Genomic DNA, 26,402 nt, shown 5'->3' with positions numbered 1-26,402 from the left:
GGGCTTGCGTTTAAACCGTGAACATTCAAAAGCCTCCGGGTGCAGAGGCCCGTCCGCAACAAAGCCCCGCGAGCCCATATGAGCGCCGACCTTGAGCCCCGATAACGATCCCTTCGACGCCGTAGCCTTGCATCTTGCGCGCGCAGGCTATCAGCGCTGCGAGCCGGCGATCCTGCAGCCGGCCTCGATCTTCTTCGATTCCGGCGAGGATCTGCGTGGCCAGCTTTATCTGACGAGCGATCTCTCCGGCGCCGATTATTGCCTGCGGCCCGAATATACGATCCCCGTGTCGCAGCATTATCTCGCCTCGGGATTGGCGGGCGAAAGCGCGGCCTATTCCTATTGCGGCCCGGTGTTCCGCTACGCCCCCAATGAGCCGAGCGAATTCATACAGGCCGGCGTCGAGAGCTTCGGCCGCCGCGACCTTGAAGCCGCCGACGCGGAAATTCTGACGCTCGCTCTGGACGCCGCCGGCGTCGCCGGCGAAATCGATCTTGAAGTGCGGATCGGCGACGCCGGGCTGTTCTCGAAGCTGCTCGAATCGCTCGATCTCGCGCCGCAATGGCGCCGCCGCATCGCGCGCGGCCACAGCCAGGGCAAGAGCGTGGCGGCGATCCTCAACGCCTCGCAAAACGGCGCCGCGCATGACCATTCCGGCGTCTTGAAAGTGCTGGAGGGCGCCGACAAAATGGGCGCGCGCGCCTTCGTCGAGGATCTGCTGTCAATCGCCGGCATCGCCTCGGTCGGCGGCCGCACGCCAGGCGAAATCGCCGATCGTTTTCTGGAGCAGGCCGCGCTGCGGGGAGGCGCGGGCGTCTCCACCGAGACGGTGGTGGTGATCGAGCGTTTTTTCGCGATCAAGGGCGATCCCGATCAGGCGTCGGTGGCGTTGCGCCGCCTTGCAGCCGACGCGAAGCTCGATCTCGCCGCCGGGCTCGACGCCTTCGACACGCGGCTTGGCTTTATCGCCGCGCTCGGCTTCGATCTCGCCGCGCTGCATTTCGAAGCAAGTTTCACCCGCAATCTCGACTATTACACGGGCTTTGTCTTTGAGGCCCACGACCGGAGGCGCCCCGCGGCGAAGCCGATCGTCGCGGGCGGGCGTTACGATCAGCTGTTGCAGACGTTGGGCGCCAGCCAGCCCATTCCGGCTGTCGGCGCCTCGATCTGGGTCGACCGGCTGCGTCCCCACGGGAGCGCAAAATGAGCGATCCTTTCGTCCTCGCTGTCCCATCCAAGGGGCGGCTCCAGGAAAACGCTGCAGCCTTTTTCGCGCGGGCCGGGCTCGAGATCGCGCAGGGACGCGGCGCGCGCGACTATCGCGGCTCGTTGGTCGGCGTCAAAAACGTTGAGATCGCGTTTCTGTCTGCCGCCGACATTGTCGCGCAGCTGGCGAGCGGGCAGGTGCATCTTGGCGTCACCGGCGAGGATCTTGTCCGCGAATCGATCGCCGACGCAGACGATAAGGTGGCGCTGCTGACGCCGCTCGGTTTTGGCTTCGCCAATGTCGTCGTTGCGGCGCCGCGCGCCTGGATCGACGTCAAGACCATGGCCGATCTCGAGGATGTGGCGGCGAGCTATCGCGCAAGGCGCGGCCAGCGCATGCGGGTGGCGACGAAATATGTCAATCTGACGCGGCGGTTTTTCGCCAAAATGCATGTGTCGGACTATCGCATCGTGGAAAGCTCAGGGGCGACCGAGGGCGCGCCGGCGGCGGGGCAGGCCGAGCTCATCGTCGACATCACGACGACAGGGGCGACGCTTTCCGCCAATGCGCTGAAAATTCTCGACGACGGCATAATCTTGCGCTCGCAGGCCAATCTAGTCGCCTCGCTTAGCGCCGACTGGAGCGGACCGGCGCGGGAGAATGCGCGGGCGATCTTGTCGCGCATCGCCGCGGAAGAACTCGCCCGCACGACCCGCGAGGTTTCGACCGTGCTGCCCGGCGCGTCGTCTTCCCTGGCGACGGAAGCGCAAAGCCTGTTTTCGGCGCGCCTGCGCTTTTGCGTGCAGGACGGCCGCGTGAGCCTGAATTGTCCGGTCGAGAAAGTTGCGGCGCTGGCCGACTGGCTGATCGGGCGTGGCGCCGATCATGTCGGCGTCACGGCGCTCGACTATGTCTTCTCGGCGGACAATCCGCTCTATGAAAAGCTTGTCGCCAGGCTGACGCCGGCGACTTGACGTCTATCGTAAGCCTGAAGGAGACCAGCTGATGCCGGCGCGCATAATTGTCGATTTTGCCGAGGGAAATATTGTGCTGTTCGGCGGCGCGCCTGAGCCGGGAGTCGCCGATTCCGGTTTCGTCAATGGAACGACCAGAGCCAGCGCAGACGTCGTCAAGGCGGCCTTCGGTTCGATTGGCGAAATTGCCGCGACACTGGAAGGCGCCATCGCCGCGCTGCCGCAACGCCCGGAAACGGTCGAAATCGAATTTGGCGCGACGCTCAGCACCGACGGCGATCTGTGGATCGTCGGCGCCCACGCCGCGCCCGAGTTCAAGATAAAGCTCGCCTGGGGCAAGCCTGACTGACACGAAACTGACGGCAGTCGCAGGCCGTCACGGTGCGGGGACGGCGCATTCTGAAATGCTGTATCGGGGGCGGGCGGCAGCCATACTACCTACCCTCCGTCAACTTCTGCTTGGCGTCTCCCCTCGCCAGTTCCGGCCTACAGCTCCGCCTCACAAGAGGTGACACACCTCTCCAAGCTGAGGCTCATCTGCGCGCGGCTGCCGACCGACGCTGCGACGCGATCGCTCTAATTATGCCTGCAATATTCGCGGTATTTGCGGCAATTGCCCTGACCTTCCTCGCCAAGTTCCTGCTTATTCAGGCATGCGCCGCGCAACTCGGCGCAGCTCGCTCGATCAACCGATCGCCCTTCGCGGCTCCGCTCGATCCGGACGCCTCCCGGTCCAATCTCGATACCCTGCGAGAAAGCCGAAACGGGAAACGTCAGGGTCACCGCAAAAGCAACCGCGAGTGCATATGCACGCATGCCAAAATCCTCCCTTGTCTCGTTAGCTAACAGCGAACACGGCTGGAGCTGAATTGTTCCTGTGGTCAGACTGCGCCTCAGGCGCCTGACCACAGGCGGGGCGGCTTGGTTCACATGCAGCTTTCTTCGAGCTGCTCAAGCAGCGCAAGCGTTGGCTGATCGTCCAGCTCTTCGAGCAATTCGCGTAACGTCGGGAGAAAATTATGCAACACGCGTAAATCGTCGAGCCCGCGCTGATGCGCGAGTTCGCGTTGGCGCATAAAATAGGCCCAGAAGGGACTGTCGGCCGCCTCTATATGGGGCTTGAGGCCATCCATGACGCCGCTCGACTGGCTTTCCCAATTGGCGTTTTTGAAGCTGATGTAACGGTCGTAGTTGCCCATCGCGCGGATCCCTTTTTTCCGGATCGCGCGGTTTTACGCTTGGGCGGGCAGGGTCGTCTGTCAGCTAGCTGACATCTTCGGCGACGCCTGCCGCCGCGCGCAATTTTGCTGTATCGCGCAGAATGAAATGCTGGCGGCCGTGGCGGGCGATGACGTCCTCGCGGATCAGCGCGTTGAACTCCGTCGAGGCGGTCTGCCGCGTCGATCCGAGCAAGGCCGCAAGTTCATCCATGCTGAGACCGACGCGGATGATCTGCCCGACCTCCACTTTTTCATCACGCCGGGCGCAGCGCAAGAGGTAGCGCGCGATCCGTCCGCGCACGTCGTGAAAGGCAAGATCTTCGATGACGGTCATCGCCTGCGACAGCACGCGGGCGAGCACGCGAATGATAGCCGCCCGCAACGGGGGGTAATGCGCAAGTTCGCTTTCGAGCATACGGCGCTCGGCGAGCAGAAGCCGCGTATCCTCGACCGCGGCGATCTCCGCCCGCGTATGCGTGCTGAAAATCTCGCCCTCGGTCAAATAGGCGAGGCTGAGTTCGCGTCCTTCCGCCGTGAGATAGGCGCGAAGTCGGCCGGAGACGACGACAAAAACGCGATCGGCGCGATCCTGATCGCGAAAGAGCGCGCCCTTCGGCATCGTCTTTTCTTGAAAGCGGCTGCGCAAGGCCGCGCCGTCCGCACTGTTCAGGAAGTCGAGGAGCGAGGGCCCCGCGCCCGCGGCCATGCCGGCGGAGGCTGTCACTTAAGCGCTCCTTGGAGCGCAAAGCCGCAGCAAGGCCGCCCTCGCTTCCTCACGCGGGAACGGAATTCTCGACCAGCGTGAAGGCGCCGTCGCTGCCCGCGCGCATTTCGATATGGCGCTTGTGCCGTTCAATCAGGCTGGAGCGATGTCCAATCGAGACGATCGTCGTGTTGCGCAGCTCCTTGAACAGAATATCGTAGACTTTTGTCTCCAGATTTTCGTCCATCGACGCGGTCGCCTCATCGAGGAACAGCCAGTCGGGCTTGGCGAGCAGGGCGCGCGCCACGGCGAGGCGTTGCTGCTCGCCGCCGGACAGGCGCTGGCCCCAATTGTCGTCGACATGCAGCTGATCGGAAAAATGCGGCAGGCTCGCCGCGGCGAGCGCCGCGCGGACGTCGGCCTCATCATAGGCGTCGGGCGCGGCTGGATAGGTGACGGCGCCGATCAGCGTGCCGTTGGGGATATAGGGCTTTTGCGGCAGCAGCATCAGCCGCGCGCCGTCGGGAGCGGCGACCGTCCCCTCACCGATCGGCCATATGCCCGAAATGGCCCGGAACAGCGTGGATTTGCCGGAGCCGGACGCGCCCGTCAGCAAGGTCGGCTCGCCCGCTGCCAGCTGCAGATTGACGTCCTTGACGATCACTCGTCCGTCGGGAAGTTTGAGAGTGACGCCTGTGAGCCCGATGTCCTGAGGGCGCGCGGCTGGCGTCAGCGCGCGCGCGAGGCCGCCAGGCGCTTGCACGGCTGCGATGGAGGCGTCGAACGAAATCAGACGGTCGAGCACCGCTTTGAAATCGGCAAGCGAGACATAATAGGTCACGAAGAAGGTCAGCGCGCTGTCGACGCTGCCAAAAGCGCGCGCCGTCTGGGTCATGACGCCGAGCGTGATTTTTCCGGCGAAATAAAAGGGCGCCGCGACAATATAGGGAATGATCGGGCTAAGCTGGCCATAGGAGGCGGTGAAGCCGATCAGGTTCTTGCGCACCCGCACGATCTGAAAATAATTCGTGATGATCGCCATGAAGCGCCGCCCGAGCGAGGCTTTCTCGGTGGTCTCGCCGGAGAGCAGCGCGACCTGCTCGGCATATTCGCGCAGACGCGCGAGAGAGAAGCGGAAATCGGCCTCATAGCGCTGCCGTGCAAAGGACAGCTGCACCAGCGAGCGGCCGATGAGATGGGTGATCCAGGTGCCGAAACCGGCATAGATCAGCGCCACCCAGAACAGGAAGCCAGGCACGGCGATCGAGGTTCCGGGCAGGGTGAAATTGGCGGAAAGATCCCAAAGCAGGATCGCGAAGGAGACGAGCGAAGAGAGGTTCGAGATCAAAAGGATCGAGAAGGTATAGATGCCATAGCCTTCCTGACCGCCGTTGATGAAGCGGTTGACGTCCTCCGAGATGCGCTGGTCGGGGTTGTCGGCGAGGCCGCCCGCGAGCGACATCCGGTAATGCGTATGGCGGTCGAGCCAGCGCGAGACATAGTCCTCGGTCAGCCAGCGCCGCCAGCGGATGATCAAGGTGGAGGCGACGACGAATTCGAGGATGGCCGAGGCGATATAGACGAACGCCCAGGGCGTGAAGACCGTAAAGAGCTGCGACCAGAAGGCAGGCTGGTCCTTGTTCTGAATGGCGTTGAACCAGTCGCGCGAGAAGAACGACAGGCGCACCTGGATGCCGACCTGGGCCTGATTGATGACGACGAGGAAGACCACCATCATGATGGCGAGCCAGCGCTCTTTCATCACAAAGGATGGCAGCGGCCAGATCTTGACGCTCGTCGCCCCGCTCGCGTCGAAATAGCGGTCGCCGATGCGCGTCATCGACTGCACGACGGGAATGAAGGAAATGGCGTAAACGAGGATGGCGAAGATCGCGACGGTGAGGGGCAGGCTCTCCGGCAGGACGTAATCGGCCAGCGAGGCCGGCCACATGCCGACCTGCGAAATCATGAAGACGACGCCGAACAATACGGTTTCGGCGGCGAAGATCGCCGCGAAAATCTGCAGGAAGCTCGAAATCTTCGGCGATTTGAACGTCGTATAGGCGCAGATCAGTCCCGTGACGGCCAGCAGCAGGACCGTCGCGTCCCGCTGAGTCGCGCCGATGACGCCGGTGACAAGAGAAAAAACGGCGACAAGGGCGGCGAGAAAAATCATGGCTTGCCTTTGGCTCGGGACGGGAACCGGGATGCGCTTTCGGATGTAATCGCGGCGTCGATTGGCAACTTAGACGGTTTGTCGCTCGATGTGCCCGGAAAACCGGTCAAATTCTAGATACCAGACTTTGCGCGAGAGGCGCCGCTCCACTGCGGCATCGCAATAACGTCATTTTCGGCGCGGGCGAAACTTAATTGTACGTAAGGCGCGGGTCGCAGCGGGAGAGCGCGAATGGATGCGGCCTTGTGCGCTGGTGAGGCCGGCTGCGTTCGCGGGGGCAGGCGCCGACAGCACGGGCGACCGGCGCGTCGCGCGGCGCCTTGTGACGTGACGCCTCGGTTTGGCAAGGGAATGAAAATCAAGCCGAAAGCGGCCGCCGCCCCTGCAATGCCCGAGGTTAAGCGGCCATGGTCGTCACGCGGCTGGTCTGGGCTTTATTCACGAGCCCCGCCGGTAGATCGAAACCGAGGCTTTTGCACAGCGCGCCAGGATCGTAGCCGTTCACAGCCGGCTCGCGAGATCCAGCCGGAACGCCTGTTTCTGGCTGAGCGGCGGCGGGCCGAGCCGCGCCAGATGGAGGGCGCCGGCGATAAGGTTGCGCGCCGACTTTGCGTTAATCGTCGTCCGCAGGCGCAGGGGCGCCGTTGACACAGCCTGAAAGGACGGGCGAGGGCTTGAAGGTCAAAACACGGCGCGGCTTGATCTGCGCCTCGACGCCGGTGCGGGGATTGCGGCCGATCCGCTCCCGTTTGGCGCGGACCGAAAACAGGCCGAACGAGCGCAGTTTGACGCAATCGCCGCGAACCAGCGCGTCGGCGATTTCCTCGAGCGCCATCTCAAAAATGTCCCGGGCCTGCGCGCGCGATAAATTCGGGCAGGTTTCATAGACGGCGTCGAGCAACGCCGCGCGGGTCGCCGTTCTTCTGATCGCGCCCGCGTCCGGACGCGGCTCCGACGCTTGTCTCACCTTGGACTCCCCCGCTGTCTTGGCTTGTTGGTTTTGATTAGAACATATTTGAAACCTTTGGGAAGCAATGAGGCGCAAGTATTGCGCCGGAAATATGAGCGCGCATCGCGCTTGCGCGCCAGGCGCAAAAAAAAGCCCCGGATCGCTCCGGGGCTTTCGCTCGATTAAAGTCGGGTCGGACCGGATCAGAAATCCATGCCGCCCATGCCGCCCATTCCGCCGCCGCCGGGCATGGCGGGCGAGTCCTTCTTGGGCTGCTCGGTGATGATCGCCTCAGTGGTGATGAGGAGGCCGGCGACGGACGCCGCGTCCTGCAAGGCGGTGCGCACGACCTTGGTCGGGTCGATGATGCCAAGCTTGACGAGATCGCCATATTCGCCCGTCTGGGCATTGTAGCCGAAGGCGTAATCGTTGTTCTCGATCAGCTTGCCGACCACGACTGCGCCGTCGCCGCCGGAATTGTCGACGATCTGGCGGGCCGGGGTCTGGATCGCCTTGCGGACGATGTCGACGCCGGTCTTCTGATCGGGGTCCGCGACGACGATGTTGTCGAGGGCCTTGATGGCGCGCAGCAGCGCGACGCCGCCGCCCGGCAGGACGCCTTCTTCAACCGCGGCGCGCGTGGCGTTGAGGGCGTCGTCGACGCGGTCCTTCTTTTCCTTAACTTCGACTTCCGAGGCTCCCCCGACGCGGATGACAGCGACGCCGCCCGCGAGCTTGGCGAGACGTTCCTGCATCTTCTCACGGTCGTAGTCGGACGTCGTATCGGCGATCTGCGACTTGATCTGGGAGATGCGCGCTTCGATTTCGGTCTTTGCGCCGGCGCCGTCGATGATGGTCGTCGATTCCTTGTCGATGCGGATCCGCTTGGCGCGGCCGAGCATCTGCAGGGTGACGTTTTCGAGCTTGATGCCGATTTCTTCGGAGATCAGCGTGCCGTTGGTCAGAATGGCGATGTCTTCGAGCATGGCCTTGCGGCGATCGCCGAAGCCCGGAGCCTTGACGGCCGCAACCTTGAGGCCGCCGCGCAGCTTGTTGACGACGAGGGTGGCGAGAGCTTCGCCTTCGACGTCCTCAGCGATGATGACGAGCGGCTTGCCGGACTGGACGACAGCCTCAAGCACGGGCAGCAGGGCCTGCAACGAGGACAGCTTCTTCTCGTGAACGAGAATGAAGGGGTCTTCGAGCTCGGCGACCATCTTCTCGGCGTTGGTGATGAAATAGGGCGAGAGATAGCCGCGGTCGAACTGCATGCCCTCGACGACGTCGAGTTCGGTCTCGAGGCTCTTTGCCTCTTCAACCGTGATGACGCCCTCGTTGCCGACCTTCTGCATCGCGGTCGAGATCATCTCGCCGACCGATTTGTCGCCATTGGCTGAAATCGTGCCGACCTGGGCGATCTCCTCGTTGGAGGTGACCTTCTTGGAGTTGGCCTTGAGATCGGCGACGACGGCGGCGACGGCGAGGTCGATGCCGCGCTTCAGATCCATCGGGTTAAGGCCGGCGGCGACCGCCTTGGTGCCTTCGCGTACGATCGAGGCGGCGAGGATTGTGGCGGTGGTGGTGCCATCGCCCGCGGCGTCGTTCTGCTTCGAGGCGACTTCGCGGATCAGCTGGGCGCCGAGGTTCTCGAACTTGTCCGAGAGCTCGATTTCCTTGGCGACGGTCACGCCATCCTTGGTGATGCGCGGCGCGCCAAAGGACTTTTCGATGACGACATTGCGGCCCTTCGGGCCGAGCGTAACCTTGACGGCGTTGTTCAGAATATCAATGCCGCGAAGCATGCGATCGCGGGCATCCGACGAGAAGCGGACGTCTTTGGCTGCCATGTGGGAAACTCCTGGAACAGTCTAAATTATATGGAAAAGGGCCGGTCGATCAGGCGACGACGCCGAGGATGTCGCTTTCCTTCATGATGAGCAGATCCTGCCCATCGATCTTGACCTCGGTGCCCGACCATTTGCCGAACAGGACCTTGTCGCCGGCCTTGACGTCGAGGGGGGTCAGCTTGCCGCTGTCGTCGCGCCCGCCGGGGCCGACGGCGACGATTTCGCCTTCCTGCGGCTTCTCCTTGGCGGTGTCGGGGATGATGATCCCGCCTTTGGTCTTTTCCTCGCCTTCGAGGCGCTTGACGACGACGCGATCGTGCAGAGGACGAAAGCTCATGACGAATTCCTTGGCTGGCCGCTGGAGGCGCTTGCTCCGCGCGAATACGCCCCGTAAAAGGCGGCAGGTGAAACACGGGCGCTTTTATTAGCACTCTCATGTGATGAGTGCCAAACGCAGCCTGTATCTATGCGTCGGCGCCTTGGCTGTCAAGCCTGCCGCGGCCGCGATCCTTACCAAGGCGCGCGCTCATTCGCCGTCGCTCCCTCCGGCTCTACGCCTCTTGGAGCAGCTTGCGCGGCGCCAGAACCGCGCCTAGAACTTATCTAAATAAAGCATCCGAACTGCGACGCGCCGGCAAAAGGCGTGCGGGAATCGGACGAAAAAGTTCTGAGGGAGCGAAACGGGAATGACCGATCGGCATTCGACCTATGATCCGACGACGATCGCGCTGCATTGGCTTTCGGCGCTGATGATCGTGACGCTCTGGTTCATCGGGCGCGTCGCGGATTTCATCCCCCGCGGGACGCTCAACACCAACGTCTGGTCGCTTCATGTCTCTCTCGGCTTCGCGCTTGTGACAGTGCTCCTGTGGCGCATCGTCTGGCGCTTCACGGGACGGCGCCATCTGCCGGCCGTCTATCCCGGCCCGACCCACGTCCTCGCCGTCGCCTCGCATGTGGCGCTCTATGTTCTGCTCGCCGCCGTGGTCACGCTTGGCGTCGTCAACGCTTTTGTCCGCGGCTTCAGTTTGTTCGACATCGCCGCGCTGCCGCAGTTTGGCGATAAGGAATTGCGCAAGCCGATCACCTTTTGGCATGGGCTCGCGGCCAATGGTCTGATCGCCCTCGCGCTGTTGCATTCAATCGCGGCGCTCTATCATCACTATGTGCTGCGGGACGCCGTGTTGACGCGGATGCTGCCGCAGCGCCGGCCCTTCCCGCCGATTGAGGAGGGGGTAGAGCAATTTGACAGCTGACGCGCCGCGGCGGGCGCTTGACGCGTCGGTCGGAAGCCGGGAAAAGCCATGGCTTGAGGTTGTAACCCGGGCCAGCTGAATGAGTGAGCAAAGGCTGAACGGCGAGGCGTCGGCCGCGCTCGTGACGGGGGGCGGCAGGCGGATCGGCCTCGCCATCGCCTGCCGCCTCGCCCGAGCTGGCTATGCGGTCGCCATCCATTGCAGCCCGTCCTCTCTGGCTGAGGCGGAGCGCGAGGCGGAAAAAATCATCCGGGACGGTGGGCGCGCTTGTGCGCTCGGTGCGGATCTTTCCGATGCCGCCGGGGTCGAACAGTTGATTGCCAGGGCCGGCGCCGCGTTCGGCGCCTTGAGCCTTCTTGTTAACAACGCCTCGACCTTCGAAATGGATTCTCCGGCCGATTTCACGCTCGATCAGTGGGAGCGAAATTTCGCCGTCAATCTGCGCGCGCCCTGCGTCCTCGCCCGCCGCTTCGCCGAAGCCGCGCCGCGAGGAGCGAATGCGTCGATCGTCAACATCATCGACCAGCGCGTGCTGCGGCTGACGCCGCAATTTTTCTCCTATACCTTGAGCAAAGCGGCGCTGTGGACCGCGACGCAGACGATGGCGCAGGGTTTCGCGCCGTTGGGGGTAAGGGTCAACGCGGTCGGCCCGGGTCCCTCGCTCGCCAACAGTATCCAGGGCGGGGCGGGCTTTCTGCGCGAGGTCGCCGGGCTGCCGCTCGAAGGGCCGATCGAGCCTGACGAGATCGCCGAAGCGGTGCTCTATCTGGCGCGGGCGCGCCATGTCACGGGCCAAATGATCGCGGTCGACGCCGGCCAGCATCTTTCCTGGGCGACCCCGGACATCGTGCTGTGAGGACGCGCCCGGCGCGGATGTTGTCTCAACAGTCAGAGAATTGTCGACACGCTGAAGGCGGGGTCAAAATTATTTCCCGACCACCTGGAAATTCGAAATCTCAATGTCGTGCTGATCGACTTTTCGGCCTGCGCGTCGACCGCATTCAATCCGCTTCTGTCCAACCCCGATCCGAAGCGAGCGCCATCCCTTGATCGAGATTCAACTGACGAACATTGCGCTAGTCGGCAGCGGCAAGTCGATCAACCTGCATTTCGTTCCCAAATAGGGAGCCAGTGTAAATACTGAGCCTTGGCCGGGAGGGTCCCTTGCGCTTTCGAGCAGGGGCGCTTTCCAAAGTCGAAAAGCCTACCGTCCGAATGACTCGAATGCGCGCCCCAACGTAGATGGCTTCACGTTACGGCAAAATGGCGATCTATTTTTTACGGCAGATGAAGAATATCTGGGAATTGACCCACCACGGAAGAGGCAGGGGAGAAAGGATCTCATTCTCAATGAGAAAATAGTTTTCTATCCTGTCTCGAAGCCAGCGGAAGTCGAACCCTTTGTGGGTCGGGCGGCGGTCGGCGGGACGCTGAACTGCTCCGCCGAAAGATCCCGCAATCAGCTCCCTCAGCGAATACTCAGGCGCGCGCCTAAACATCAGGGCCCTGTTCAAATCCTTCAGCGCGCACGCCGCACCAATCATGATTGGGACGGAAATTATAAGCTTGCCGCCATCCTTGAGCGATTGTCGGGCGTCGGTGAGAAACTCCTCGGTTTCTGCGTCCGTGAGATGCTCGCCGACCTCGAACGACGTGACTAGATCCGTTTTCACTTCAAGCGATTTGAAGTTCTCGACGTAGTGAATGCGCGAATCTTCGGCAGGCCTGAAATATTCTTCGATCGCATAAAGCGTCGCGTCAGGCCGTTTGTCGCCCAACGCCGTCAGGAATGATCCTTTGCCGGCACCGAAGTCAACGATTACGCCATTTGGAGCAAGATATTGCTGAGCAAGCATGACAGATCGTTCGATTCGTTGCTTGTGAGCGAATCTTGCAAGAGGATTTGCTTGTTTAACCGTCTGAAAATCATATGCTAACATAGCAATACCCATCATTATATGAGATATATATATATATTATCGAAGTCTATACTACTATATTGTCACATCAGTCGGCGCTGGGCAAGCGGCGCATGGTGAATTCGATGCGGTCATCTGACAATTCCCGCCAGGATTCGATCTCGGTCATATAGGCTGCCTTCGGAAACTGCGCGAACCATTCTCGCGCCTTGTCTCGCGCCTCGCCGCGCGGCAAAGTGAAGGTCTCGCGCCGCCAGCCGCCGCTGGTCGCTCCATCGGCTGCGCGCGCATGTGAGCGCCGCGCCAGCCGCCGCGCGACGTCCGATGGGGTTTTTTCCTCCGCGCTCACTATTGCAGCAAACTCCCCACGCCGACTTTATGCATCATAGCGCGGCGACGCCGCGTCAAAAACCTCGCTGGCCGCTGAAAGATAAAGTTTAAGGCGTTGCGCAGATGCTGATTGCCGACGCGGTTAACGGTTGGCCGCCGCGCTCCTCGCTACCGCCGAATCGAGCATGCGGCCGAGTTTTTCACGATCGTCCGTAAACTCCGCTTCGATCCAACGCTCGCGCAGCGTCGCCAGGGCGTCGCCCACCGCTCGTCCGCTAAAACCCCGCGCGATCAGATCGGCGCCGGAGAAGGGCAGGCGGGGCTCGGGCGCTGTTTTCAGAAAATCGATTGCGGCGCGCTGGCCGGACGAGGATGCGCCGATCGCGGCGAGGGTCAAACCGTCGAGCGCCGCTTCTCTTCCGTGGCGAAAGAGAAGGACGTTTAAAACATGCTCCGGCAGCGGGAAGGGTTTGCCATGCAACGCGACGATGACGCGCGCCGCGCGCGACAGGCGGTCCCGCTCGGCTTTGGAGAGGCGTAGCCGCTCGGCGATCCTTTCGGCGTCCTCCGGCGTTTCGAGGCAGATCGCTGCGAGCCGCAACAGGGGATCGGCGTTGGCGTCTTGCTCGACGAGCCGCCGCAGCCGGGCGGGGTTGGGGGCCGAGGCAATAAGAGGTCCAAGCAAGCCGGCGGCGCTCATCGCCTCGACCGCATCGGGCGCGCGCCGCGCCCCGACCAGCTTCAAAAGTTCGGCGCGCACGCGCTCGCGGGAGAGCTGCGCCAATCCAGCGCGCCCGCGCACCGCCGCCAGGAGGCCGTCGCAATCGATCGGACCCTCGCCATAATCGGCCGAGAAGCGGAAGAAGCGCAGAATGCGCAGATAATCCTCGCGGATCCGCGTTTCCGGGTCGCCGATGAAACGCACCCGGCGCGCCGCGATATCCTCAACGCCGCCGACAAAATCGAACAGCCGCCCGCACTTGTCGAGGAAAAGCGCGTTGATGGTGAAGTCGCGCCGCCGCGCATCAGCGCAAAAGTCGCGCCCGAAGCACACCTTGGCGCGGCGCCCGTCCGTCTCGATATCTTCGCGCAGAGTGGTCACTTCGAAAGCGCGCCCGTCGACAAGCAGCGTCACCGTGCCATGATCCAGTCCGGTGGGAATCATCTTCAGCCCCGCGGCGCGCGCGCGTTCGATGACGAGCGGGGGCGGCGCCGTGGTGGCGAGGTCGATGTCCTCGATTTTGCGGCCGAGCAGCGCATTGCGGACGGCCCCGCCGACGATCCGCGTCTCGTCGCCGTCAATGTCGATCGCCGCGAAAATCCGCTGTAAACCCGGGTTGTCCGCGAGCAGGGCTAGGGCTTGCGCGTTTGCTCTTTCGCCGGGGCCGTCCGGGGTGGTCATGGCCGACCGGGCCTCATTGAATCTGGCCAGGCACGAGATGGCCGTTTTCGATATGGGCCGGCGCATAGGAGCCATGATGGCGTTCGGAGAAAACGCCAATCAACAGCACGCCGGCGACCGCGACGGCAAGACCGGCGAGCACCAGAGTGGAGACGGCGCTCTGCGTCCAATGATCGATTGCGAAAGGGTATTTCTGGCGCGCCCAGAGATAAAGAATGTAGGCGGCGAAAGGAGAGCCGAACAGAAGTGCGGGTTCGAGGATCACGCGCCACATCAGGAATAAAGCCTCTCATAGAGGTTGCGCAGAATTCCAGCGGTGATGCCCCAGATATAGCGCTCGCCGTAAGTCATGGCGTAAAAGCGGCGCAGCCGCCCCTCAAATTCGCGGGCGTCAAGGCAATGATTGGCCTCGTCCATCAGAAAAGAGAAGGGCGCTTCGAAGACATCGGCGACCTCGCCGGGATTGAGTACGAGATTGAAGCGCGGCGCGATGCCAGCGACGACCGGGATGACGCGAAAGCCGGTGCCGGTCACATAAGGGTCGAGGAAGCCGAGCGGTTCGACGCAATCGCTTGCAAGGCCGATTTCCTCATGCGCTTCGCGCAGAGCCGCGCCAATTGGCCCATCGTCCTGCGGCTCGATCTTGCCGCCGGGAAAAGCGATCTGACCGGCGTGAACCCGAAGCGTCGCCGCGCGCTGGGTCAAAAGAACCCTGATTTCCTCCTCATAGAGGACGAGCCCGACAAGCACGGCCGCCGCCCGCGCGCCGGCCGCCAGGGCATAGCGCGTCGGCTGGCCGTTGAAGAAATCGTCATCGATCACGGGATCGTTGACGAGAAGCTCGTTTCCCTGCGGCTCCAGGGAGAAACTGAGCTTTTTGCGAATATCGGCGGTGACGCGCTCTGGCGCAAACCGATCGTTCCTCGGCGATGTCAAACGGCGGCCTCGATGGCGGCGAGTTCGCTCGCGTCGGTAATCGGAAAGAACGCGCCGCCGGAGGCGAGGCCGAAGCTTTCCCGTCCCGCGTGGCCGCGGATTTCGCCGAGCGCGACGAGGTCGGCGACAAGCGTGCGGGCGACCAGCGCCCAAAGGCCGCCGCGCACGAGAACATAGGGTTTCAAGCCGTCCGCGACGCCTCTCTCGAAGCGCAGCGGATGATTGGAGTCGATCGTGACGAAGTCGCCGACATTGGTTCGCAAGTGCAAGCTTCGTGCGCCATTCTCTTCAACCAAAGTCATCTCGACGGCGATGAAGGGGGCGTCCTCGACCGTGATCCCAACGCATTCGGCCGGCGTGACAAGCACGAATCGCTCGGGATCCTTGCGCAGGATCGTCGAAAACAGCCGCACCAGCGCCGGCCGCGCGATCGGCGAGCCCTGGTAAATCCAGCTTCCGTCGCGGGCGATGCGCATGTCGATGTCGCCGCAAAAGGGCGTGTCCCATGATTCGACCGGGGGCAGGGGCTTCTGCAAAATCGCCGGGTCGTCGCCGGTCGGCAGCGCCGCAGCCATATGCAACGCAAGCCCGTCCGCGGCCGGTCCTGTCGCGCGCGCTCCATCCTGATTTATGTCAATATCCTCAGTCACATCGAGCCTGAGAGACGGCGGAGCCATCAAAAAGAGCCAAATCGCGGCAAATGTGAAAACCAAGCCGGTCGACAACGGTATCGGGATAGACCACTAATCCGTAGAATCGAAGCGTTTTCGGACGTCCGCCGCCGGGCGCAAAAAAGGATTCTCATGGCAGAAGCAGCGACAGCCTCTCTGGAAGCCGCCGTGGAGCGCAGCGCCGAAGCCGCGCTGGAGCGCATTGCCGCGGCGCGGGCTGCCATTGAAAGCATCATCTTCGGCCAGACGCAGGTGGTCGAGGAATCGCTTGTGACCTTACTGTCCGGCGGCCACGGCCTTCTTGTCGGCGTGCCGGGTCTCGCCAAGACGAAGCTCGTCGAGACTTTGGGCGCCGTACTCGGCCTTAACGCGCGGCGCGTGCAGTTCACGCCGGATTTGATGCCGGCTGACATTCTGGGCTCCGAGGTTCTGGAAGAAGCCTCCGACCGGCGGCGCAGCTTCCGCTTCATTCAGGGGCCGATCTTCGCGCAGCTGTTGATGGCCGACGAGATCAACCGCGCGAGCCCACGCACCCAGTCCGCGCTCCTGCAGGCGATGCAGGAATATCATGTCACCGTCGCTGGCGAACGGCACGAGCTGCCGCAGCCCTTCCATGTGCTGGCGACGCAAAATCCGCTGGAGCAGGAAGGCACCTATCCGCTGCCGGAGGCGCAGCTCGATCGCTTTTTGATGCAGATCGACGTCGGCTATCCGGACCGCGCCGCCGAAAAGCGCATCCTGATCGAGACGACCGGAGCGGCGCAGGCCGAGGCGCGCCATGTCATGACCGCGGAAGAGCTGATGGGAGTTCAGCGTCTGGTGCGCCGCCTGCCGATCGGGGAAAGTGTGATCGAGGCCATTCTCGATGTCGTGCGCTCGGCGCGCCCCGGCGAGGGCGATCCGTCCATCACCCAGCATATCGCCTGGGGACCGGGACCGCGCGCGGCGCAGGCGCTGATGCTCGCAACCAGAGCGAGGGCCTTGCTCGACGGCAGGCTCTCGCCCTCGAACGCCGACGTCGCGGCGCTCGCCGGGCCGATTTTAAAGCACCGCATGGCGCTGACCTTCTCGGCCAGAGCCGAGGGCGAGACGATCGCCGACATTATCGCCAAGCTCACGGCGCGGCTCGCCTGACATGCCGCTGGTCCGCCTCCTGACGGGCGATGAAAGCCGTCCTGGCGCCGGACGTCAGGAAGAAGCGCTGACGCTGTCGCAGCGCTTTCCCGGCCTCGTCGTGGCCGCGCGGGACGTGGCGGCGAGCGTTTTGCAAGGCGTCCACGGCCGCCGCCGCGCCGGCTCCGGCGAGACGTTCTGGCAGTTTCGCCCTTTTGTCGCGGGCGAATCGCGCGGCCGCATCGACTGGCGCCGTTCGGCGCGCGACGATCGGCTGTATGTGCGCGAACGGGAATGGGAGGCCGCCCATACGGTGATGCTCTGGATCGACCGCTCCGCTTCGATGCGCTTTGTCTCAAAGCTCGCCTTGCAGGCGAAAATTGACCGCGCCCTTGTTCTCGGCCTCGCCGCCGCCGATCTCCTCGTCCAGGGCGGCGAGCGCGTCGGCTTGCTCGGCCTGACTCGCCCGCTGGCGGCGCGCAATATCGTCGAAAGATTCGGCGAGGTTCTGCTCAATGAATTCCGGATCCGCGAAAAAAACGGCAAGGCGAGCGAGGCCGAGGAACTGCCCGCCGCGGAAGTCCTGCCGCGTAATTCGCAGGCCGTGTTGATCGGCGACTTCCTCAGCGCCCCGCAAGATATTGCGGCGACGATCGAGACGCTCGGGGCGCTCGGCGCGCGTGGCCACCTCGTCATGATCGCGGACCCCGTGGAGGAAACTTTCCCCTTTGCCGGCAATACGGAATTCATCGACGTCGATTCGTCGGCGCGGCTTCGCGTCGGGCAGGCGGAATCCTTCCGCGCTGATTATATCCGCAGGCTCAACGCCCATCGCGAGGCGATCCGCGCGGCGGCGCGGGCGCGCGGCTGGACCTTGATGCTGCACAGGACCGACCGCCCGGCGACCGAGGCGCTGCTCGGCTTGAGAATGCAGCTCGAGGCCAATCTGCTCAACGCCGCCGCCGGCCGCGCGCTTTAGATGTTCGCGATCCCGCTCGCCTTCACCGTTCCCCTCGCGCTCGCCGCACTCGTCGGCTTGCCGATCCTCTATTATCTGTTGCGCGTCACGCCGCCGCGGCCGCAACAGGTTCCGTTTCCGCCGCTCCGGCTGTTTCTCGATCTCCTGCCGATCCGTCAGACGCCGAGCCGGACGCCCTGGCCGCTGCTCGCGCTGCGCCTCCTTATCGCCGCCTGTATTATTTTCGCCATGGCCGGCCCGGTGCTCAATCCGGCGCCGCTCGCTGCGGGGACAGGCCCTCTCGTCATCATCGTCGATGACGGCTGGACGGCGGCGCCGGACTGGGACCGCCGCGTCGAGGCGGCGGCGCAGCGGATCGAGGCATTGAGCCGACTGTCGCGTCCGGTCTCGGTCGTCGCTGCGTCGGACGGCGCGCAGGAGATCGCCCTCACAGATGCGGCGAAGGCCCGCGACAGGCTGCGCGCGATCAAGCCCGCGCCCTATGTCCCGGACCGCCTTCCCTTGCTTGGCGCGATCAAGATCTTCGCTGGCGCGCATCCTGACGCCGCTTATGTGTGGATCACCGACGCCGTCGATCGCGGCCACGCCCATGATTTCGCGCTTGGCCTCGCGTCGTTGCAAAAAAGCCTGACGATCGTCGCAGGGGCAGAGCCGGCGAGGGCGTTGGCTGGGCCGCAAAATCTCGCCAGCGGCGTTGAGGTTCGCGTGATGCGTTCGGGCCTTGGCGGCCCCGAGCAAGGCCAGCTCCGGGCGCTCGACGCCAAGGGACTTTCGATCGGCGCCGCTCCTTATGATTTCGCCGGAAAAACTTCGACTGTGGCGCGGCTCGATCTGCCGGTCGAATTGCGCAACGACATCGCCCGGCTCGACATCGCGAACGAGCATTCGGCGGGCGCAGTCTCGCTGCTCGACGCGCGCTGGCGCCGGCGCAGCGTCGGCATCGTCAGCGGCGAGGTCGCCGACGTATCGCAGCCTCTGCTCGCGCCGAACTATTACTTGAGAAAAGCGCTGACGCCCTTCGCCGATGTGCGCGAGGCGCGTCCCGGCGATGGCGATCCCATTCATTCGCTCATGGCCGAAAATGTCGCGGTGCTGATTCTCGCTGACGTCGGAGCGGTTTCCGGGCAGACGCATGACGATTTGCGCCGTTTCGTCGAAGATGGCGGCATTCTCGTGCGCTTTGCTGGATCGCGCCTTGCCGGCGCCTCTGACGATCTCGTCCCGGTGCGCCTGCGCCGGGGCGGGCGCGTGCTCGGCGGCTCGATGTCGTGGGACACGCCGAAGCGCCTCGCGCCTTTCGAGCGTTCGAGCCCCTTCTTCGGCCTTGAAACGCCGGCCGAAGTGACGATCACCCGGCAGGTGCTGGCCGAGCCGGACCCGGGCTTGCCGGGCAAGACTTTGGCGCAGCTCTCGGACGGCACGCCGCTCGTAACCGCGAGCCGGATGGGCAAGGGCATGTCGATCCTGTTCCATGTCACGGCGGACACCACCTGGTCGAATCTGCCCCTGTCCGGACTGTTCGTCGACATGCTGCGCAAAATCGTCGATCTCGCCGGCGAGACGAGGCAGAGCTCCGCGCAGGAAGCGGACGCTTCTGCCAGCGCCCTCAATGCGCAAACGGATCAGCCTAAAACCGCAGCGCCGACGCGAATACTCGACGGCTTTGGCGCGCTCGGGCCCCCGCCGGCGAACGCCAAGCCGATTTCCGTCGATTTTTCCGGCGTGGCGGACGCCGAGCATTTGCCCGGCTTTTACGGCCCCGCCAATGCGCCGATCGCCGTCAACGCGCTTGGCCGCGACGACAAGATCGAGGCGCTCGATTTTGCGTTGCTCGGCCTCGCGCCGAGCTTGCTTCGGGGCGCGGAGCCGATCGATTTGCAGCCCTATCTGATCGCCGCCGCCTTTTTGCTCTTCTGTCTTGATGCGCTGGCTTCGCTCTGGCTTTCGGGCGCGCTGCGCCAGCGCCGCAGCGCCGCCGCCGCGCTTTCGCTGTTGATCGTCGCCGGCGCTATGTCGGCCGTTGCCCCGCCCGTAAAGGCCGAGCCGGCGGCGCCATTATCCGGGCTGGCGGCGCCACTATCCAAGCCGGCGGCGCCTGCCGTTTCCGCGCGGGATATGAAATCAGCGCTGACGACCCGCCTCGGCTATATTCTGACCGGCGACGCCAAGGTGGACGAAGCCAGCAAGCAGGGGCTGCTCTCCCTCTCGCGCGTGCTGGCGCGGCGCACCTCGCTGACGCCCGGCGAACCCGTGGGCCTTGATCCGGCGCGCGATGAATTGAGCTTTTATCCGTTGCTCTACTGGCCGATCGTCGCCGGGCGTCCACAGCCGCCGCAGCAGGCGATCTCTCGGATCAGCGCTTTCATGAAGCAGGGCGGCACGATAATTTTCGACACGCGCGACGCTTTGAGCGCCCGCCCGGACGGGCCGCCGACGCCGGAAGCGCGCTGGCTGCGGCAATTGCTCGAAGGGGTGGATGTCCCCGAACTCGCCCCCGTTCCCGCCGATCACGTCGTGACCAAGACCTTCTATCTTCTCGATGGCTTCATCGGGCGCTACGCCAATGGCGCGACCTGGATCGAAGCGCTGCCTCCCGCGCCCGCCGACGGCAGCGCCCGGCCTGCGCGTTCGGGCGACGGCGTCTCACCGGTGGTGATTACGTCGAATGATCTTGCCGCCGGATGGGCGAGCGACGCCGACGGCGAAAGTCTCTACGCCCTGACGCCGGGCGGCGCGCGCCAGCACGAACTCGCCCTGCGCGGCGGCGTCAACCTCGTCATGTACACGCTGACCGGAAATTATAAGGCCGATCAGGTGCATGTCCGCGACCTTCTCGAGCGCCTCGCACATTGAATTGCGGCGAGCCTCGCACAAGGCTTCGACCGCAAAATCATTCGTTATGAGCGCCGGGGCGCGACAATCGGCTGCAGGCTGACCGAGTTTTTTCGCGCCGTCGCCCTTGCCTTTGTGGTCCTGGTTGAGATAAGCCGGCAGCATCTCAAGATATGGTCAATGAATAGTTGAGATTTCCATGCGTAATGACGGAGGCCCGCGGCGCCACAATCTGCGGCGTTAACCTCTCGTTAACCATTTCGCTTGATTACTCAAATGCAACGTTGTCTGATAAGCTTCGATCAAGGTTGACGAAACCTTATTTTAACGGTCAACGCCTTACGGATGAGCCTGCCTTGCGATCAGTTGAAGGAGTTAAGAGGATGAGCTTTCTCGAACGCAGGCGCGATTGGAAAATCGCCGCCGTGCTGGGCGCCGCCCTCGCAATATCCGCCTGCGCCAAGAACCCCGCCGAAGATCCGAACGCGCTTGCCAACGCCAACTCCGGCAGCCGCGGCCCGGCGATCCCGGGCAGCCCGCAGGATTTTGCTGTCAATGTCGGCGACCGCGTCTTCTTCGAAAGCGATTCCAGTGAATTGAGTTCGACGGCTCAGGCGACGCTCGACAAGCAGGCGCGCTGGCTGCGCCAATACGCCAAGGCGAACTTCACGGTCGAAGGTCACGCCGACGAGCGCGGCACCCGCGAATATAATTTCGCTCTGGGCGCGCGGCGCGCCGAGGCGGCCAAGGCCTATCTTGTCGCGCGGGGCATACCGGCGTCAGGCATCCACACGATCAGCTATGGCAAGGAGCGGCCGGTGGCGGTCTGCAACGACATTTCCTGCTGGTCGCAGAACCGCCGCGCCGTCACAGTGCTGGCCGGTTCACAGTCCTGACGCGGTCTCGCTGACCGTGGACGCCATCCGCTATTTCGGCTCCACCCGCGCCTTGTAGAGCGTCGGCCAATCCCCCGGCGCGACGCCGCGGCATTCATCCATCTGCTGCAGACTGACAAGCCGGAATTTGGCGCCGTCATAGGCCCATCCGGCCGCCTCGCCGCAATCGCCAATGCCGCGGCCCTTATTGCTGGATGAAAGGATCAGGCCATTCTCCGACAGGCTCGGATTGACGAGCACGGAGCTGTCGGGATTGGCCGCCGTGTGGCCTGGCGTTGCGAACGCTACGGCCCTTGCCCCTTTTGGCCGTCCCGGGCCAGCGATCCAGAATCGATAAGCGAAATTATAGGCCGCTGCCTGATCGCATATGCCCCAGAGCGTTTCCGTCACAGAGAGCCGGATGACAATCGGATCATAGGTTTTGCAGCTCTCGTCCGTCGCGGAAGCGACGCCGGCGGGACGTTTCGGCTCCGTCCGATCCATGGTCATTTTCACGGCGGCGATTGATGGCTCCTCGGGCGTGTCCGTGCTGGACGGCGCGGCTCCCTTGTCGATCAGCGCCGAAACTGTCCCCGCGCGATTTTGCTGCGCGTCCATATAAAGCAGCGCCGCGACGGAGCCCGCGAGAGACACAAAAGCGGGGTCCGCGGCTGTCTTGCCGTCGATCAAGCGGATGGTGAGCCGCTTTGCCGTGCGCAACGCCGCCAGAAAGGCGTCAACCTGCTCTGGCGGCAGGGCGACGCTGACGAAATCTCCGTCCTGGCGCAACGGAAGGGGCCGGTCCGGCAGCCCGCTCGCCGCCCCGTCAAATTGCAGCCGCAGCCCCGGCGCTTTGCTTTTCAAATCCGCAATCAGGGTGACTGAGACGGATGGCCGGGCCTCGGCCGCCCCTGTGCGGCTGATCTTCACGTAAGCGCCGCTCATGTCGGCCTCAGACGACAGACCGAGCGCGACGCAATTTCGGAGATTGTCGCAGCCTACGGTCCAGTCCTTGAATTGTTTTAGCGGCTGCGCTTGCGGCGCGGGCGTTTGTTCGGCCGCTCGCGCCGGCGCGCTGCCTGATGCGAGCGTCAGCGCCAGAATGAAGCTGAAGCGCCGCTGCGCAGCGCCTGGCGCGATCAGGGTCTCAAACACTTCTTCGTTCCAAAGGCCGGCCCCGATCTTTAAAAAAATAGGGCGCCCCGACCAGCGAAGCGCCCCAATCCATCAAATCACAACCCTCAGGCCTGCGGTTGCGGCTCGAGCCCCCCAGGCTCCGGCCCCGGCTTCGGCCGCGCCCCGGCGCCAATGTTCGGCACCGGCGAGCCGCGGAGCGGCGCGGCGTCGTCGGGATTTTCACGCACGGGCTTGCGGCCCTGCAGGAGCCCGATGATCTCGTCGCCCGAGAGGGTTTCATATTCCAGCAGGCCCCGCGCCAGCGTCTCGAGGTCCTGTTTTCTCTCGTTCAGAATGCGGGTTGCTTCCGAAAGGCCGAGTTCGACCAGCCGGCGCACTTCCGAGTCGATTTTCCGCGCCGTCTCCTCGGAGATCGTCTGCTGCTTGCCCATGGAGTAGCCGAGGAAGACTTCCTCCTGGTTTTCGCCATACATGACCGTGCCGAGCTCGTCGGAGAAGCCCCAGCGGGTGACCATAGCCCGCGCGAGCTTGGTCGCCTGCTCGATGTCCGACTGCGCGCCGGAGGTGATATGGTCCTTGCCGAAGATGATCTCTTCCGCGACGCGGCCGCCCATGCACACGGCAAGGCGCGAGGTCATCTGCAGATAGCTCGTCGACAGCTTGTCGCGCTCGGGCAACTGCATGACCATGCCAAGGGCGCGGCCGCGCGGAATGATCGTCGCCTTATGCACCGGATCCGTCGCCGGCACGCTCAGCGCGACGATGGCGTGGCCGCCCTCATGATAAGCGGTCAGCATCTTTTCCTGCTCGGTCATGACCATGGTGCGGCGCTCCGCGCCCATCATGATCTTGTCCTTCGAATCCTCGAATTCCGCCATGGTGACGACGCGCTTGCCGCGCCGGGCCGCGAGCAGGGCGGCCTCATTGACGAGATTCATGAGATCGGCGCCGGAAAAGCCCGGTGTGCCGCGCGCGACCACTTTCAATTCGACGTCCGGGGCAAGCGGCACCTTACGAACATGGACCTTGAGAATGCGCTCGCGGCCGATCACGTCGGGATTGGGCACGACGATCTGGCGATCGAACCGGCCCGGCCGCAGCAAGGCCGGATCGAGCACGTCCGGACGGTTCGTCGCGGCGATGAGAATGATGCTCTCATTGGCCTCGAAGCCGTCCATCTCGACGAGCAGCTGGTTCAGCGTCTGCTCGCGCTCGTCATTGCCGCCGCCAAGTCCGGCGCCGCGATGGCGCCCGACTGCGTCGATCTCATCGATGAAGATAATGCAGGGCGCGTTTTTCTTGGCCTGTTCGAACATATCGCGCACGCGGCTCGCACCGACGCCGACGAACATTTCGACGAAGTCCGAACCCGAAATCGTGAAGAAGGGCACATTCGCTTCGCCGGCGATGGCGCGCGCCAGCAGCGTCTTGCCTGTGCCAGGCGGGCCGATCAACAAAACGCCACGCGGAATCCGCCCGCCGAGCCGCTGGAACCGCTGCGGGTCGCGCAAGAATTCGACGATTTCCTGAAGGTCTTCCTTGGCCTCGTCGACGCCGGCGACGTCCTCGAAGGTCACGCGTCCATGCGCCTCAGTGAGCAGCTTCGCCTTGGACTTGCCAAAGCCCATCGCCTTGCCGCCAGCCCCCTGCATTTGTCGCGACAGGAAAATCCAGACGCCGAAAATCGCGATCAGCGGCAGGCCGTTGACGAGAAGCGTGAGCAGCCAATTGTTGCCGTCGGACGGCGGCTTGGCGGAGATCGAAACGTTCTTCTTGTAAAGGCTCTGAACCAGAGTCGGGTCGTTCGGCGCATAGGTCGAGAACGCCCGATTGTCGGTGAAATGACCGCTGATCTCATTGCCTGCAATGGTCACCTCGCGAACGCGGCCCTGATCGACCTCGGTCAAAAGCTGGCTGAAGGTAATATCCTGGGAGGCGGCCCGCTGTCCTGGATTCTGGAACAGCATGACCAGCGCCACGACGAGCAGAATAATAATGACCCAGAGCGCAAAATTACGGAAATTCGGATTCATTTCACCGTCCTGCTCCAGGCGCCCTTGACCCCGAGGGTCCACCGTCTCGGCAAAGAAAACTAACTGCCGCGCCTGGCGATTAGACGATGAATGTAGGCGTCGGACGCGCCATTGCCAAGGGGATGCTTGCCAGAAGGCAAGTAGCGCGGTTCGTCTAGCGGTTTTCGGCGTCCTTTTGCTTGGGTTTTGGCCGCGCGCGCCGCGCCGCTTCCGCCCGAATCGAAAGGCGCAGGCTCGCGTCGAGACAAAGCGCCGCGCCGCCGAGCGTCGCCGCATATGTCCGGCCGTCGCGGCAGGCCTGCATCAAGGACATGGCCAGCCCTTCGAGTCGCTCCAGCCGCAGCGGTCCGATCCTGGCGCTCGCCTCGAGGATCTGCGCCGCGACGACTCGAATCAAAATCTCTTGCGGCTCGCGCGCAAGCTGCGCCATGTCGATGACGGAGCCGCCAGCGCCTCGCAGCGTCACATCCTCAGAGACCGACCGCGCCCGGGCGGCGAGCGCTTCCTCGGCGCGCGCGGCGCGGCGGCCAAGGCGCAGCAGCGCCGCGCGATCGAGGCCTTCTTCAGCCAGAAGGTTGAGCAGCACGCGCATGCGCGTCCGGGCGAAAGCCGGATTGCGGTTGGACGGGTCGGCGATAAAATCATGACGCCGCGCCTTGCAATAGGCGACCAGCGTGGCCTTATCGCAGGAGAGCAGGGGCCGCGAATGGATAAGCCCAAGGCGGAAAATGCGCTCCGACATGCCGGCCAGACCGCCCGGACCGCTGCCGCGGGTGAGGCGGAACAAAATTGTCTCGGCCTGATCGTCGGCGTGGTGTGCCGTTGCGATCATGTCGGCGCCGAGCCGGGCGGCGCAGGCGCAAAGCAGCTCGTAGCGCGCCGCGCGCGCTCGCTCCTGGATGCGCGTCGTCGGCTTGCCGCTGTCCCAGGTCAGGATCTCGTGCGGGAGCCCGGCGGCTTTCGCCCATGCTTCGACAGCTTCCGCCTCGGCGCGAGACTCTGCGCGCAGTCCGTGGTCGACAGTCCCGACATGGAGCCGCGGCGCGGCGAGGCCTCGCTCCGCCCGCGCTCGCATCCAGCGGCTCGCGAGCAGCATCAAGGCGATCGAATCAGGTCCGCCTGAAACGGCGAGGAGAATTTTTTGCGCCTTTTCCCATGGACGCAGCAGCTCGGCGGCAAGTCGCTCCAGCGCGAGTCCGCCGTCGGCTCCCAGCGCGACGCCGTCCGAACACAGGCGCGCCCGCGCTGAAGCCGGCCGCGCCGGCGCATCCGGCCGGATGTCTAACATTGGACGCGCTTGGCCTCCCGATCGGCGCCGGCTTTGACGCTGCCCGGCGCGTTCGGATATTTCCGGCCGATTTCGGCGAAGGTGGCGCAGGCCTGTTCCTTCGCGCCAAGCGAATTCAGCGATTGGCCAAGCCGAAGCATGGCCTCCGGCGCGCGTGCGGAATTCGCGTATTGCGTCGAAATCTTCAGATATTGTTCGGCGGCTTCGCGCGGGCGACTGCGCTGGAAGAAGCTTTCTCCGAGATAATAAGTGGCGTCCGCGCTATAGCGGCTTTTCGGGTTTTTCTGGATAAAGGCGGTAAAGCTCTTCTCCGCAGCCTCATATTGTTTCTGGCGCAAATAGCCATAGGCGAGGTCGAACTCCTCCTTAACGGGATTGGTCGGCGTCGCGCCGGGCGCCAGCGCATTCGACGGCGCCAGCGCCGCGACGGGGCCGCTGGATTGGGCAGGGGTCGCGGAGGGCGCGGTTTGCGCATCCTGCGACGCTCGCCATTTTGCCCCGGCAAGATTGAGTGGTCCTTCCGGCGCGCCGCCATCCGCGTCATCCAGGGCGGCG

The 26,402-nt window shown here is 63.9% G+C and carries 26 protein-coding genes; 9 read left to right on the top strand and 17 right to left on the bottom strand.

Annotated features, from left to right (window positions below; translation table 11 throughout):
* The first annotated feature begins 91 nt into the window (after window positions 1-91).
* From CR492_RS12610 to CR492_RS12600, 3 genes are read left to right on the top strand one after another with little or no spacing between them, the layout of a single operon-like run.
* Window positions 92-1,207 (top strand): ATP phosphoribosyltransferase regulatory subunit, encoded by a 1,116-nt coding sequence (locus CR492_RS12610; RefSeq protein ID WP_102844112.1) that lies wholly within the window; start codon window positions 92-94, stop codon window positions 1,205-1,207.
* Window positions 1,204-2,181 (top strand): ATP phosphoribosyltransferase, encoded by a 978-nt coding sequence (hisG, locus tag CR492_RS12605; protein ID WP_102844111.1) that lies wholly within the window; start codon window positions 1,204-1,206, stop codon window positions 2,179-2,181. The genes CR492_RS12610 and hisG overlap by 4 nt, the downstream gene beginning before the upstream one ends.
* A gap of 31 nt (window positions 2,182-2,212) precedes the next feature.
* On the top strand, window positions 2,213-2,530 hold the full coding sequence (locus tag CR492_RS12600; RefSeq protein WP_102844110.1) for a CU044_2847 family protein: 318 nt from the start codon (window positions 2,213-2,215) through the stop codon (window positions 2,528-2,530).
* A gap of 227 nt (window positions 2,531-2,757) precedes the next feature.
* Here CR492_RS12600 and CR492_RS12595 read toward each other — a convergent pair whose 3' ends face one another.
* From CR492_RS12595 to groES, 7 genes are all read right to left on the bottom strand, one after another.
* Window positions 2,758-2,997 carry a hypothetical protein gene (locus CR492_RS12595; RefSeq protein WP_102844109.1) on the bottom strand — a complete coding sequence of 80 codons (240 nt, stop codon included), beginning with the start codon at window positions 2,995-2,997 and terminating at the stop codon, window positions 2,758-2,760.
* A gap of 110 nt (window positions 2,998-3,107) precedes the next feature.
* Window positions 3,108-3,380 (bottom strand): N(2)-fixation sustaining protein CowN, encoded by a 273-nt coding sequence (gene cowN / locus CR492_RS12590; RefSeq protein ID WP_102844108.1) that lies wholly within the window; start codon window positions 3,378-3,380, stop codon window positions 3,108-3,110.
* A gap of 64 nt (window positions 3,381-3,444) precedes the next feature.
* Window positions 3,445-4,125: a Crp/Fnr family transcriptional regulator gene (locus tag CR492_RS12585; protein WP_102844107.1), complete on the bottom strand. Its 681-nt coding sequence runs from the start codon at window positions 4,123-4,125 to the stop codon at window positions 3,445-3,447.
* Window positions 4,126-4,174: 49 nt separating this feature from the next.
* Window positions 4,175-6,280 carry an ABC transporter ATP-binding protein/permease gene (locus CR492_RS12580; protein WP_102844106.1) on the bottom strand — a complete coding sequence of 702 codons (2,106 nt, stop codon included), beginning with the start codon at window positions 6,278-6,280 and terminating at the stop codon, window positions 4,175-4,177.
* Window positions 6,281-6,893: 613 nt separating this feature from the next.
* On the bottom strand, window positions 6,894-7,247 hold the full coding sequence (locus tag CR492_RS12570) for an integration host factor subunit alpha (protein WP_102844105.1): 354 nt from the start codon (window positions 7,245-7,247) through the stop codon (window positions 6,894-6,896).
* Between the two features lie 185 nt (window positions 7,248-7,432).
* Window positions 7,433-9,076 (bottom strand): chaperonin GroEL, encoded by a 1,644-nt coding sequence (gene groL / locus CR492_RS12565; protein ID WP_102844104.1) that lies wholly within the window; start codon window positions 9,074-9,076, stop codon window positions 7,433-7,435.
* Window positions 9,077-9,125: 49 nt separating this feature from the next.
* The gene (gene groES, locus CR492_RS12560; protein WP_102844103.1) at window positions 9,126-9,413 is read right to left on the bottom strand and encodes a co-chaperone GroES; all 288 of its coding nucleotides are present in this window, start codon (window positions 9,411-9,413) and stop codon (window positions 9,126-9,128) included.
* A gap of 349 nt (window positions 9,414-9,762) precedes the next feature.
* On the opposite strand from groES, the gene CR492_RS12555 reads away from it, so the two are divergent.
* Together CR492_RS12555 and CR492_RS12550 are read left to right on the top strand one after the other, a co-directional pair.
* Window positions 9,763-10,332 (top strand): cytochrome b, encoded by a 570-nt coding sequence (locus CR492_RS12555; protein ID WP_102844102.1) that lies wholly within the window; start codon window positions 9,763-9,765, stop codon window positions 10,330-10,332.
* 79 nt (window positions 10,333-10,411) lie between these two features.
* Complete coding sequence (locus tag CR492_RS12550; RefSeq protein ID WP_102844101.1) at window positions 10,412-11,188, top strand: SDR family oxidoreductase; 777 nt, start codon at window positions 10,412-10,414, stop codon at window positions 11,186-11,188.
* A gap of 415 nt (window positions 11,189-11,603) precedes the next feature.
* On the opposite strand, the gene CR492_RS12545 is transcribed toward CR492_RS12550, so the two are convergent.
* From CR492_RS12545 to CR492_RS12520, 6 genes are all read right to left on the bottom strand, one after another.
* On the bottom strand, window positions 11,604-12,272 hold the full coding sequence (locus CR492_RS12545) for a class I SAM-dependent methyltransferase (protein ID WP_280951541.1): 669 nt from the start codon (window positions 12,270-12,272) through the stop codon (window positions 11,604-11,606).
* Window positions 12,273-12,339: 67 nt separating this feature from the next.
* On the bottom strand, window positions 12,340-12,600 hold the full coding sequence (locus CR492_RS12540) for a hypothetical protein (protein WP_102844099.1): 261 nt from the start codon (window positions 12,598-12,600) through the stop codon (window positions 12,340-12,342).
* 123 nt (window positions 12,601-12,723) lie between these two features.
* Window positions 12,724-13,983, bottom strand: a complete 1,260-nt coding sequence (locus CR492_RS12535) for a CCA tRNA nucleotidyltransferase (protein WP_102844098.1) — start codon at window positions 13,981-13,983, stop codon at window positions 12,724-12,726.
* A gap of 13 nt (window positions 13,984-13,996) precedes the next feature.
* Window positions 13,997-14,257, bottom strand: a complete 261-nt coding sequence (locus CR492_RS12530) for a DUF6111 family protein (RefSeq protein ID WP_102844097.1) — start codon at window positions 14,255-14,257, stop codon at window positions 13,997-13,999.
* Window positions 14,257-14,919, bottom strand: coding sequence for a CoA pyrophosphatase (locus tag CR492_RS12525; RefSeq protein WP_102844096.1), 663 nt, complete (start codon window positions 14,917-14,919; stop codon window positions 14,257-14,259). The genes CR492_RS12530 and CR492_RS12525 overlap by 1 nt, the downstream gene beginning before the upstream one ends.
* Window positions 14,916-15,494 (bottom strand): DUF1285 domain-containing protein, encoded by a 579-nt coding sequence (locus tag CR492_RS12520; RefSeq protein ID WP_432431212.1) that lies wholly within the window; start codon window positions 15,492-15,494, stop codon window positions 14,916-14,918. Before CR492_RS12520 ends, CR492_RS12525 begins: the two co-directional genes overlap by 4 nt.
* A gap of 228 nt (window positions 15,495-15,722) precedes the next feature.
* On the opposite strand from CR492_RS12520, the gene CR492_RS12515 reads away from it, so the two are divergent.
* The 4 genes from CR492_RS12515 (at window position 15,723) to pal (ending at window position 21,410) form a co-directional block, all read left to right on the top strand.
* The gene (locus tag CR492_RS12515) at window positions 15,723-16,724 is read left to right on the top strand and encodes an AAA family ATPase (protein WP_102844094.1); all 1,002 of its coding nucleotides are present in this window, start codon (window positions 15,723-15,725) and stop codon (window positions 16,722-16,724) included.
* A gap of 1 nt (window position 16,725) precedes the next feature.
* The gene (locus CR492_RS12510) at window positions 16,726-17,682 is read left to right on the top strand and encodes a DUF58 domain-containing protein (RefSeq protein WP_102844093.1); all 957 of its coding nucleotides are present in this window, start codon (window positions 16,726-16,728) and stop codon (window positions 17,680-17,682) included.
* Window positions 17,683-20,535 carry a DUF4159 domain-containing protein gene (locus tag CR492_RS12505; RefSeq protein WP_102844092.1) on the top strand — a complete coding sequence of 951 codons (2,853 nt, stop codon included), beginning with the start codon at window positions 17,683-17,685 and terminating at the stop codon, window positions 20,533-20,535.
* Window positions 20,536-20,897: 362 nt separating this feature from the next.
* On the top strand, window positions 20,898-21,410 hold the full coding sequence (pal, locus tag CR492_RS12500; protein ID WP_102844091.1) for a peptidoglycan-associated lipoprotein Pal: 513 nt from the start codon (window positions 20,898-20,900) through the stop codon (window positions 21,408-21,410).
* A gap of 30 nt (window positions 21,411-21,440) precedes the next feature.
* Here the strand turns inward: pal and CR492_RS12495 are convergent, their stop codons facing one another.
* From CR492_RS12495 to ybgF, 4 genes are all read right to left on the bottom strand, one after another.
* On the bottom strand, window positions 21,441-22,544 hold the full coding sequence (locus CR492_RS12495) for a DUF1176 domain-containing protein (RefSeq protein ID WP_180982533.1): 1,104 nt from the start codon (window positions 22,542-22,544) through the stop codon (window positions 21,441-21,443).
* Between the two features lie 86 nt (window positions 22,545-22,630).
* Window positions 22,631-24,559 (bottom strand): ATP-dependent zinc metalloprotease FtsH, encoded by a 1,929-nt coding sequence (ftsH, locus tag CR492_RS12490; protein ID WP_102844089.1) that lies wholly within the window; start codon window positions 24,557-24,559, stop codon window positions 22,631-22,633.
* 154 nt (window positions 24,560-24,713) lie between these two features.
* A complete protein-coding gene (gene tilS / locus CR492_RS12485; RefSeq protein ID WP_102844088.1) occupies window positions 24,714-25,847 on the bottom strand; it encodes a tRNA lysidine(34) synthetase TilS in 1,134 nt (377 codons plus the stop codon).
* Window positions 25,841-26,402: tol-pal system protein YbgF (gene ybgF, locus CR492_RS12480; protein WP_102844087.1), on the bottom strand; the 562-nt coding region annotated here is incomplete at its 5' end. The genes ybgF and tilS, both read right to left, overlap by 7 nt.

Origin of the sequence: Methylocella silvestris, assembly GCF_002891535.1 — a bacterium.
Lineage (GTDB): Bacteria > Pseudomonadota > Alphaproteobacteria > Rhizobiales > Beijerinckiaceae > Methylocapsa > Methylocapsa silvestris_A.
Note: the sequence above shows the minus strand (reverse complement) of the source record. Positions and strands in the feature narration are given on the sequence as shown.